The sequence below is a fragment of the Enterococcus sp. 10F3_DIV0382 genome (assembly GCF_002140245.1).
Taxonomy (GTDB): Bacteria; Bacillota; Bacilli; order Lactobacillales; family Enterococcaceae; genus Enterococcus_B; species Enterococcus_B lactis.
In genome coordinates, this window is record NZ_NGMF01000002.1 from 488,566 (window position 1) to 499,176 (window position 10,611).

The 10,611-nt window shown below is 37.9% G+C and carries 10 protein-coding genes; 7 read left to right on the top strand and 3 right to left on the bottom strand.

Annotation, left to right across the window (positions count from 1 at the left end; translation table 11 throughout):
• Positions 1–104 precede the first annotated feature (104 nt).
• Complete coding sequence (locus A5849_RS13005; protein WP_002310351.1) at positions 105–356, top strand: hypothetical protein; 252 nt, start codon at positions 105–107, stop codon at positions 354–356.
• A gap of 39 nt (positions 357–395) precedes the next feature.
• Here A5849_RS13005 and A5849_RS13010 read toward each other — a convergent pair whose 3' ends face one another.
• Together A5849_RS13010 and A5849_RS13015 are read right to left on the bottom strand one after the other, a co-directional pair.
• On the bottom strand, positions 396–716 hold the full coding sequence (locus A5849_RS13010) for a DUF1827 family protein (RefSeq protein ID WP_002310352.1): 321 nt from the start codon (positions 714–716) through the stop codon (positions 396–398).
• Between the two features lie 283 nt (positions 717–999).
• A complete protein-coding gene (locus tag A5849_RS13015; RefSeq protein WP_002310354.1) occupies positions 1,000–3,234 on the bottom strand; it encodes an ATP-dependent Clp protease ATP-binding subunit in 2,235 nt (744 codons plus the stop codon).
• A gap of 477 nt (positions 3,235–3,711) precedes the next feature.
• On the opposite strand from A5849_RS13015, the gene A5849_RS13020 reads away from it, so the two are divergent.
• The 6 genes from A5849_RS13020 to A5849_RS13045 all read left to right on the top strand — a co-directional run bounded on the left by A5849_RS13020 (position 3,712) and on the right by A5849_RS13045 (position 9,455).
• Positions 3,712–3,978 (top strand): phosphocarrier protein HPr, encoded by a 267-nt coding sequence (locus tag A5849_RS13020; protein WP_002287602.1) that lies wholly within the window; start codon positions 3,712–3,714, stop codon positions 3,976–3,978.
• A complete protein-coding gene (gene ptsP, locus A5849_RS13025) occupies positions 3,978–5,705 on the top strand; it encodes a phosphoenolpyruvate--protein phosphotransferase (RefSeq protein WP_002310355.1) in 1,728 nt (575 codons plus the stop codon). The genes A5849_RS13020 and ptsP overlap by 1 nt, the downstream gene beginning before the upstream one ends.
• Positions 5,706–5,876: 171 nt before the next feature.
• On the top strand, positions 5,877–6,923 hold the full coding sequence (locus A5849_RS13030) for a glycosyltransferase family 4 protein (RefSeq protein WP_002310358.1): 1,047 nt from the start codon (positions 5,877–5,879) through the stop codon (positions 6,921–6,923).
• A gap of 16 nt (positions 6,924–6,939) precedes the next feature.
• Positions 6,940–8,163: a glycosyltransferase family 4 protein gene (locus tag A5849_RS13035; protein WP_086310146.1), complete on the top strand. Its 1,224-nt coding sequence runs from the start codon at positions 6,940–6,942 to the stop codon at positions 8,161–8,163.
• 88 nt (positions 8,164–8,251) lie between these two features.
• Positions 8,252–9,139, top strand: a complete 888-nt coding sequence (locus A5849_RS13040; protein WP_086310147.1) for an NAD(P)-dependent oxidoreductase — start codon at positions 8,252–8,254, stop codon at positions 9,137–9,139.
• Positions 9,140–9,224: 85 nt separating this feature from the next.
• Positions 9,225–9,455, top strand: a complete 231-nt coding sequence (locus A5849_RS13045; RefSeq protein WP_002287607.1) for a YkuJ family protein — start codon at positions 9,225–9,227, stop codon at positions 9,453–9,455.
• Between the two features lie 56 nt (positions 9,456–9,511).
• Here the strand turns inward: A5849_RS13045 and A5849_RS13050 are convergent, their stop codons facing one another.
• Complete coding sequence (locus A5849_RS13050) at positions 9,512–10,477, bottom strand: GIY-YIG nuclease family protein (protein ID WP_002290834.1); 966 nt, start codon at positions 10,475–10,477, stop codon at positions 9,512–9,514.
• Between the last annotated feature and the right edge of the window lie 134 nt (positions 10,478–10,611).

Consider the following 10,611-nt stretch of genomic DNA (forward strand, 5'->3'; position numbering starts at 1 on the left):
CGTTACGGTTCTTTTTATCATTTAAAACTATAAAAAATGTCTAATCTAAAAAAATATAAAAATTACTTTGCGTACATACTATTAAAGAGAGGAGGGTTTGTGAAATGGAAACAGAATGGCAAAGGCGTCAAAGAAAAAAACAGAAAAAAGCAGAAATGTTGCGATTATGTCGATTGTTGGATGTAAAAGACTGGGACAAAAACGAGCAGATTGCACAAGAAGTGCAATCAATCATCCAGAAAGAAGAAAAAGTAAAAAATAAAGATACGAGTAGATCAAAAAATGAAAAGAGAAAGACACAAAAGAAGCGTAAAAAAATAAAGAGCCAGAAAGCAAAAGAAACAAATGAGGCGTGAATCGTCTCATTTGCTTCTTTAATTATGTTCAAAAGTTGATTAAACGGCTAACGTAGCATCTAATTCGTGTTTTGGAATAGAGATTTCAACAAGCCCGGCCAATTCGATTACTTTGATTTCATCCTCGTGGTAAACAGCATCTTTGATTTTATCCAAGAAATAATTTTTAGCTTCTTCGATTTCTTTCGGCTGGATTTTACGTTTATCATTGATTAACAAAATTTCATTATGTTCAGGGGCTTCAGTGTAGACAATAGTGGTATTTCCGGCTGTGTAGACTTTGACCAGATGGGCATCAGTGTTTTCAAGCTGGTTCAATACAAGACGGGAATGGCTGTTTGTTACATTTACCAATTTCATGGCGCTCACCTCTTTTATGTATTTTTAATTGCTTGTTTCTTTTATTATAATTTCTTTTTTATAAAATGAACAGTATTTTGACTTTTCTGAAAAAAGAGAGCGTGGGACAAAAGTAAAGAACACTTTTGTCCCACGCTCTAAACACGTATAAACAGCGGAAGCAGAAGCAACTCCTTCGGCAATAAGCTGAAATTCACAAAAATTTGTAAAGTAATTTTCGCGAATTCCTTCTTATTTCTTGGAGTTAAACGCTTCTGTCCCAGCCTCTATATACATACTAGGTTTACTCAGCCGTTTCTTCGGTTGATTCTTTTGCTAAACGTTCTGGTTTAGAAGTCACAATGATTTTTCCATCCTTATCCAATTTTGCTTTCAACTCATGAATAGAAGGGTGATCAAGGTAAAATTCAGCGATGCCATCTTCGATTTGTTCTTGGATTGTTCGTCGAAGGGGACGAGCACCCATGGATGGATCATAACCTAAGTCAACTAATTTTTCTTTGACATTCGTAGGAACTTCGATATGAAGTTGCTGTGCTGCCAGCATTTGATTGACATCGTCTAGCATCAGTGTAACGATGGTCATCAAGTTTTCTTTTGACAAAGCACTGAATTCGATGATTCCGTCAAAACGATTTAGAAACTCTGGTGTAAAGTAATTATTCAATTGATTCAATACCGAACGAGTAACACCTTCACGTGCCGCACCAAAGCCAACATTTGCTTCTACTTTACCAGTACCGGCATTACTTGTCATGATGATGATCGTATCTTTAAAGCTGACGGTTCTTCCTTGTGCGTCCGTCAATCGGCCATCATCTAAGATTTGCAAGAACATGTGCAAAACATCTGGATGAGCTTTTTCAACTTCATCTAATAAGACAAGACTGTAAGGATTTCTCCGAACTTTTTCTGTTAATTGACCAGCTTCTTCGTATCCAACATAACCTGGGGGAGAACCAATCAATTTAGAGACACTGTGTTTTTCCATATATTCAGACATATCGAAACGAATCATTGAATCTTGTGAACCGAATAATTCATAGGCAAGCTGTTTGGCAAGTTCTGTTTTACCTACACCGGTTGGTCCGACAAATAAGAAGGAGCCAATTGGACGATTCTGTTTGTTCAATCCAACACGATTTCGGCGAATCGCTTTCGCTACACGGTCTACAGCATTATCTTGACCAATGACATGAGCCTTCAAGTCATCTGCTAAGTTTTTCAATTGTGTCTGTTCTTTTTCTTTTAATTCGCCCACTGGAATACCTGTTCGTTGTTCAACGATTTTTTCCATATCTTTTTCGGTGATGACAGGTGTTTCTTCTTCGGTGAGTTGGCGTTCTTTCATTTTTTGAAGTTTGTTGATCTGGTCACGGTAATAAGCCGCTTTTTCGAAATCTTCTTCTCGAGAAGCTAAAACTTTTTGTTCTTCCGCTTCTTGTAGTTTTTTCTCGATTGTTTTAGGATCAACGATTTGAATTGTTAAGTTTTTCTTAGAACCTGTTTCATCTAGCAAATCGATGGCTTTATCCGGCAAGAAGCGATCTTGGACGTAACGATTGGATAAAGTTGCGGCTGCTTCGATGGCTTCATCAGTATATTTTACATGATGATAGTCTTCGTAACGTTTTTGCAGTCCTTTCAAGATACTGATTGTTTCTTCGACAGTTGGTTCATCTACTCGTACGGGTTGCATGCGACGCTCTAAGGCAGCATCTTTTTCGATGATGCGATACTCGTTTAAGGTAGTAGCACCAACCATCTGCAATTCTCCTCGAGCTAAAGCAGGTTTTAAAATATTACCAGCATCCATGTTTCCATCGCCTGCGGAACCAGCGCCGACGATTTCATGCACTTCATCTATAAATAGAATCACATTTTCTGCTTGACGAATTTCTTCAATCAATTTTTGCATCCGTTCTTCGAATTGACCTCGTATACCAGTACCTTGGACTAAGGATACGACATCTAAACGAATGACTTCTTTGTCCATTAATTTTTGTGGGACATCGCCATCTACGATTTTTTGTGCTAACCCTTCTACAACTGCTGTTTTACCAACACCAGGTTCACCAATCAAGACAGGGTTGTTCTTAGTTCGGCGATTTAAAATTTCGATGACACGTTTGATTTCATCATCACGACCGATCACAGGGTCGATATCCCCTTGTCGAGCTTGTTCAGTGATGTTGATTCCGTATTCTCCCAATAAACCTTCTGTATTGCCTTGAGGTGGTTGTCCACCATTGAAGTTGTTGTTTCCACCAAATTGTGTTGGCGGTGTTTGCTCATAGTTTCCTTGCTGTTGCATTTGGCGAGACATGGAACGAAAAAGATCGTCCAAACTACCAAATCCAAATGGATCATTTTGGGCCATATTAGTTAGACCTCCATTTTGCTGATTTTTGATTTTTTGATAACAGCTCTGACAATAATCAAGTTGTGTCCGCTGACCATTGACAGTGGCATACAAGTGAATCGTTGCCTCATTCTTGCCACAGTTTTGACAAAGCATGAATCATTCACGTCCTTTCACAAAAATGGGTACAACCATATTTTACATCTCGTTTTTCATGAGGTAAAAGAATAACCCCTATTTTTTTAGGGATTTATGAGGTAGAAAAGGTAAAATGCCTATTGACCATTCCTGACCTTTGATTCTTATTATACTAAAAATCGACAGGGAAGCAAGTAATTCGTTTCATATAAAAACAAACAAGGTCAAAGGAAAGAATGATAAACGTCAGGAGAAAAGATAGCGACAAGAAAAAGAAAATAAACACGTTTGTTATAAAATGTGAAGAAAAGGATGAAAAAGAATCCGGAATAATTTGAATACTTTTATCTGAAATTGAATGAAAACTGTTGTATCTAACGAAAAAAAATGTTAATCTTTACAGATGAAAGGGTGACACTTGTTAGGATTCTCTGAATTACTAAAAAAGAAAACCCTCACATAAAAACAACACTCACTTAAAGGAGACCGATTAATATGGAAAAGAAAGAATTTCACGTAGTAGCAGAAACTGGGATCCACGCACGTCCAGCTACATTATTAGTACAAACAGCAAGCAAATTTAACTCTGATGTAAACTTAGAGTATAAAGGTAAATCAGTAAACTTGAAATCAATCATGGGCGTTATGTCTTTAGGTGTAGGTCAAGGCTCTGATGTTACTATCACTGCAGAAGGTGCTGACGAAGCTGACGCAATGGCAGCAATCGTTGAAACAATGAAGAAAGAAGGCTTATCTGAATAATGGTTGAAATGCTAAAAGGGATTGCCGCTAGTGACGGTGTTGCCGTTGCAAAAGCTTACCTGCTAGTTCAACCGGATTTAACATTCAGTAAGGCAACAGTAGAAGATACTGCGGCTGAAGAAGCTCGTTTGGATGCTGCATTAGCTAAATCTACTGAAGAATTGCAGCAAATTCGTGAAAAAGCAGCGCAAAGCTTAGGTGAAGCAGAAGCGCAAGTATTTGATGCCCATTTGATGGTTCTTTCAGATCCAGAAATGGTAGGTCAAATCAAGCAAAATATTAAAGACAACAGCGTAAATGCTGAATCAGCGCTAAAAGAAGTAACGGATATGTATATCGGTATGTTCGAAGCAATGGAAGATAATGCTTATATGCAAGAGCGTGCTGCAGATATTCGTGACGTTGCTAAACGTATTTTAGCGCACTTATTAGGCGTTACTTTACCAAATCCATCAATGATCAACGAAGAAGTGGTCGTTGTTGCACATGACTTGACTCCAAGTGATACTGCACAATTAGATCGCAATTTTGTAAAAGCGTTTGTAACAGACATTGGTGGACGTACTTCACATTCTGCTATCATGGCACGTTCTTTAGAAATTCCAGCAATCGTTGGGACAAAAGAAATCACTGCTAAAGTCAAAGAAGGCGATATTTTGGCTGTCAACGGGATCGAAGGCGATGTAATCATCGATCCTACAGAGGAACAAAAAGCTGAATTTGAAAAAGCAGGTGCAGATTACGCAGCACAAAAAGCAGAATGGGAAAAACTAAAAAATGCAGAAACTGTCACAGCTGACGGCAAGCATTTTGAATTAGCTGCAAACATCGGAACACCAAAAGATCTAGTTGGTGTTCATAACAATGGTGGAGAAGCAGTTGGTCTGTACCGTACTGAATTCCTATATATGGATTCTCCGGACTTCCCAACAGAAGATGACCAATACGAAGCTTACAAAGCTGTATTAGAAGGTATGGAAGGAAAACCAGTTGTTGTTCGTACAATGGACATCGGCGGGGATAAAGAACTACCATATCTGCAATTACCTCATGAAATGAATCCATTCTTAGGATATCGTGCATTACGTATCAGTCTATCTGAACAAGGCGACGAAATGTTCCGCACACAAATGCGTGCATTACTTCGTGCATCTGTTCATGGTAACTTACGTATCATGTTCCCTATGGTAGCTACGCTCAAAGAATTCCGTGCAGCAAAAGCGATCTTTGAAGAAGAAAAACAAAAATTGATCAGTGAAGGCAAGGAAGTATCAGATACAATCCAAGTCGGCATCATGATTGAGATTCCAGCAGCAGCAGTCTTAGCAGACAAGTTTGCAAAAGAAGTGGATTTCTTCTCAGTAGGTACGAACGATTTAATTCAATACACAATGGCAGCAGACCGTATGAATGAACGTGTTTCTTACTTGTACCAACCATATAACCCATCAATCTTACGTTTAATCAAAAATGTAATTGATGCAGCACACGCTGAAGGAAAATGGGCAGGTATGTGTGGAGAAATGGCTGGAGATCAAACCGCTGTTCCGCTGCTAGTAGGTATGGGTCTAGATGAGTTCTCAATGAGCGCGACATCTATTCTTAAAACACGTAGTTTAATGAAACGCTTGGACACAGGGAAAATGGCTGAACTTGCTGATCGTGCATTGAAAGAATGCGATACGATGGAAGAAGTCGTTGAACTTGTTCATGAATATGTAAAATAAACAACGTATAAAAAAACTGGTGTAGCTTGTAAAAGAGCTACGCCAGCTTTTTTGTTTTCTGTTCTTTTTTAAGAAAACGTTTTCGTCAGCAAGATTAGACAAAAATAGGGCTTAAGTTTGAGTGACAGTTTGGAGGCTATGTTATACTATATAAATGAAGGGGGACGTAAGGTGAAGGTATTATTATATTTTGAAAGTGAAAAGATGCTTGCAAAATCTGGAATCGGGCGTGCGCTTGATCATCAAAAACGTGCTCTGACGGAAGTCGGTATCTCTTATACACTAGACGACAAAGATGATTATGACATCCTGCACATCAATACATACGGAATCAATAGTCATAATATGGTCAATAAAGCCAGAAGAGAAGGTAAAAAAGTTGTCTATCATGCGCATTCAACAGAGGAAGACTTCCGAAATTCCTTTATCGGATCGAACAAGCTTTCTCCTATTGTAAAAAAATATCTGGTAGGATTGTACCAAAAAGCGGACTATTTGATCACGCCAACACCTTATTCAAAACAGTTGTTGGAAAGCTATGGTATCCGTGTACCGATTCAAGCTATTTCCAATGGGATCGACCTAGAGAAATATCGCCCTGATCCAATGAAAGAACAAAAGTTCAGAGAGTATTTCAAACTATCTCCGGATCAAAAAGTAATCATTTGTGTCGGTTTGTTTTTCGAACGTAAAGGAATCATTGATTTCGTAGAAATTGCTAAGAAGATGCCCGACTATACATTCATTTGGTTTGGTCATGTTCCGATGTACTCGATTCCTCGAAACATCCGGAAAATTGTAAAAGAAGACCATCCTGAGAATGTTCTGTTTCCTGGATATATACGAGGGGAAATCATCGAAGGAGCATATTCAGGTGCAGATCTATTCTTTTTTCCTTCCTATGAAGAGACGGAAGGAATCGTTGTTTTAGAAGCTTTAGCAAGCAAGCAAAATGTACTTGTTCGAGATATTCCAGTGTATAATGGCTGGTTAGAAGATAGCAAGAACTGCTATATGGGGAAGACAAACGAAGCGTTTATCCAACTGATTCAACAGATTACCAATGAAGAGCTACCGAGTTTGACACAAGCCGGTTATCAAACAGCAAAAGAACGAAGTATCAATAAAATCGGTGAAGAACTTAAAAACGTATATGAAAGTGTGCTGAATGAAAAAGTCTCTAGCAAATTAAAAAAAGTACATCAGACAAAGGACTAGTTTGGAGGCGAAAAACATGAAAATCGGCTTTTTTACCGATACCTACTTTCCGCAAGTCAGCGGAGTGGCTACATCGATCAAAACATTAAAACAAGAATTAGAAAAACATGGGCATGAAGTCTATATCTTTACGACAACCGATCCTAATGCGGACAAGTTGGAAAAAGATGTGATTCGAATGCCAAGTGTACCGTTTATTTCTTTCAAGGATCGAAGAGTTGTTGTTAGAGGCATGTGGTATGCTTATTTGGTTGCCAAAGAACTAGAATTAGATCTGATCCATACCCATACAGAATTCGGAGCAGGAATACTCGGGAAGATGGTAGCTAAGAAGTTGAAAATACCCCTGATCCATACTTACCATACGATGTATGAAGATTACCTTCATTATATCGGTAAAGGAAAAGTGATCAGGCAATCCCATGTAAAATACTTATCCAGATTATTTGCTAATCATACGACAGGTGTAGTCTGTCCAAGTGAACGTGTTATTGATACATTACGTAGCTATGGTGTAGTAGCACCGCTTCGTGTGATTCCTACTGGTATCGACATTGAGAAGTTCAAACGTTCTGATATCACTCAGGAGGATATCAACAAGTTAAGGGAGTCATTAGGACTTCAGGAAAATCATCTGATGATTCTTTCTTTAAGCAGGATTTCTTATGAGAAAAATATCCAAGCATTGGTTAATGGATTTCCTCAGGTTATCTCGGCTTACCCTAATGCCAGATTAGTTATTGTAGGAAAAGGTCCTTATGTAGAAGAGTTAGAGGAATTGATTTCCGAACTGCAGTTAGAAGAATTTGTGCAGTTTACAGGAGAAGTGGATAACAATGATGTAGCCCTTTATTATAAAGCGGCAGATTATTTTGTCAGTGCTTCTACTTCAGAGACACAAGGGCTTACTTATACCGAAGCGATGGCAGCCGGCACGCCTTGTGTCGTAGAAGGAAATGCTTATTTGGACCGATTGTTCGATCATCCTTCATTAGGGAAAACTTTTGAAACCGACGAAGACTTTGCACCCGCACTTATTGATTATATTTCCAGTGAAGTCCCTAGAAATCCAAAGGTTTTAGAAGCCAAACTTTATGACATTTCGTCTACTCATTTCGGCGAAGCAATGATCGAATTTTATCAAGATATGGTTGTTTACCATGAAGAAGAGATGCGAAGAAAAGAAGAAGAAGCTTCGATTGAACGAATCAAAATCAAATTAAATTCATTTAAAAGATAAAATTCAAACATTTTTTATAAAAAAATCCTTGTTTCTAGCGTATACTAGCATAGAAGCAAGGATTTTTGATTTTTAGGAGGTCGAAAGAATGAAACTAGGTTTTATCGGAACAGGCGTTATGGGAAGTGCTGTTGTACGCCATCTACTAGAAGCAGGTCACGAAGTCGCTGTTTATAATCGGACAAAAGCAAAAGCTGATCCTTTAGTAACAGAAGGAGCTGTCTGGGCGGATACACCAAAGGCTGTAGCAGAACAAAGTAATATTCTGTTTACAATGGTAGGTTATCCTAAAGATGTAGAAGAAATCTACTATGGAGAATCGGGGATTTTTTCTGCAGATGTCTCAGGACGTATTTTAGTTGATTTGACTACAAGTACACCAACTCTGGCAGAAAAAATTGCAAAAACAGCAAAAGAAAAAGGTGCAGATGCATTAGATGCACCGGTGTCAGGCGGTGACTTAGGAGCAAAGAATGGCACACTGACGATCATGGTGGGCGGAGAAGAATCGGTCTATGATCAAGTACTTCCTTTATTCAAGGAATTTGGTACGTCATTTACATTGCATGGCTCTGCTGGGAAAGGTCAGCATACGAAAATGGCCAATCAAATCATGATTGCAGGCACGATGACAGGAATGACGGAAATGCTTGTCTATGCACAAAAAAACGGTCTCGCTTTAGAAAAAGTGATTGAGACACTTTCAGGCGGAAGTGCAGCTAACTGGTCTTTAAGTAATTATTCCCCACGTATCTTGAAAGAAGATTACACGCCTGGTTTTTTTGTCAAACATTTTATCAAAGATTTAAAGATTGCATTAGAAGAAGCAGAAAAAATGAACCTTGTCTTGCCAGCAACCATCCAAGCGTTGAAACTATACGAAGAGTTGGCAGATAAAGGTTTTGAGAATGACGGAACTCAAGCGTTGATCAAACTTTGGTGGCCTGAAGGGAAAATACCAGAAAAAAAATCATAAAAAACGAGTTTTTTTAGAGAAAATCAATGCAAGTAGGCTATGCTTTTGATACAATATAACAGAAATAAGAAAAGGAGGACCTCCGATGACACATTCACAATTAGTCGCAATCATAAAACGACTGGAGGCTATGGTCGAGTCAGCAGATAATGAACTGCAAGTTCGCCGTTTTGAAAAAGAAGGCGTAGAAAAGTGTACAGTAACTTATGATAAAGCGACCGATACATTTGAATTAACTGAAACAGATACTCATCAGCAATACGAATTCGATAATATCGATATCGTAGCGATGGAAATCTATGATTTAATCCAATAAATTTTAGGATAATTGACATTTGAAGTTGAAGATGCCTAAAAGAAGCCGAGAAGCAGCTAATTTAGTTGCTTTTCAGCTTCTTTTTTATTTAATTGCTCCATTTCAATCTGTTCCTTTTCTAATTTTTTGCGGTAACTAATCAAAATTTGTACAGGATCGATTTCTTCTTTTGATAATTGGCGTTTCAAAGATAAATGAGCTTCTTTTTTTTCATAATAAAAGTCAGGTGGATTGTTCCCAGAAGTAATCATTGTTTCTGCAAGCTGTCCGTAACAAATAAGGTAGTGCTTTTTCTGACTATCGTCCGCTGCCAGTGGCATGCTGAATGTGAGGGATGGTGTTCTTAAAAACTGCTTTTGTTCTTGGATCCGTCTGATGAAATAAGTAACTAATTCGATATCTTTTTGAAGCATGCCAGCTTTTTCGAAATTCAGCTGATAGATGAAATGTTGTTGTCTCTTTTTCAAGTAAGTCAGTAGCTTTTTATTGCGACCCTGAAACAATCCTTGGATCTCCTTCTTTTTCTGTTCAAAAGTCATTTCCTGTAAGTCAGGAAGCTGGACTCGCAAAGCTAATAAGCTGATTTCAGACAACCAAGGCATTTGATACGTTTCTTCCATTATACGCAAAATAGACGGCATTTTTTTATAGAGACGAAAAGGCCCGTATGTTCGAGCCGTAGGAGTATCTGTTAATACAAATCCCTTATTGGAAATATGTACATAATTGTAGTTACTGAAATAATTCATTTGTCGGTTATAAAAAGGACGGTAATGTTGGATCAGTTGACACTCAAGCAACAAAGCATCTAATTCTGTATCTACTACGACAAAATCAAAATCTGTTATATGATGAATCATACGTAATACTTTTTTTGAATGCTGCTTATTCTGATGAAAATAGCTACTTACTCTATTTTTGAGCCGTTTTGCTTTACCAACATAGATGACCATCCCTTCTTGGTTTTTCATAAGATAGACACCCGGCAGCATGGGGAGATTTTTTATTTTTTCTTTTAACATAGGGTCTCCTTTCACGCTTTGAATAAAAAGACTATAACAAATTTTAAAATAATGGACAAGTTTTAGGTAATTGGAACATTCTATCAACAAGAAATACTTTGATAATCAAAATATGTCAGTGCAATAGTTTTTCT

Bases quoted from the DNA above. Each gene is read 5' to 3' on its own strand.
- A5849_RS13005 (WP_002310351.1), top strand. From the start codon at position 105: ATGGAAACAGAATGGCAAAGGCGTCAAAGAAAAAAACAGAAAAAAGCA.
- A5849_RS13010 (WP_002310352.1), bottom strand. From the start codon at position 716: ATGAAATTGGTAAATGTAACAAACAGCCATTCCCGTCTTGTATTGAAC.
- A5849_RS13015 (WP_002310354.1), bottom strand. From the start codon at position 3,234: ATGCTTTGTCAAAACTGTGGCAAGAATGAGGCAACGATTCACTTGTAT.
- A5849_RS13020 (WP_002287602.1), top strand. From the start codon at position 3,712: ATGGAAAAGAAAGAATTTCACGTAGTAGCAGAAACTGGGATCCACGCA.
- ptsP (WP_002310355.1), top strand. From the start codon at position 3,978: ATGGTTGAAATGCTAAAAGGGATTGCCGCTAGTGACGGTGTTGCCGTT.
- A5849_RS13035 (WP_086310146.1), top strand. From the start codon at position 6,940: ATGAAAATCGGCTTTTTTACCGATACCTACTTTCCGCAAGTCAGCGGA.
- A5849_RS13040 (WP_086310147.1), top strand. From the start codon at position 8,252: ATGAAACTAGGTTTTATCGGAACAGGCGTTATGGGAAGTGCTGTTGTA.
- A5849_RS13045 (WP_002287607.1), top strand. From the start codon at position 9,225: ATGACACATTCACAATTAGTCGCAATCATAAAACGACTGGAGGCTATG.
- A5849_RS13050 (WP_002290834.1), bottom strand. From the start codon at position 10,477: ATGTTAAAAGAAAAAATAAAAAATCTCCCCATGCTGCCGGGTGTCTAT.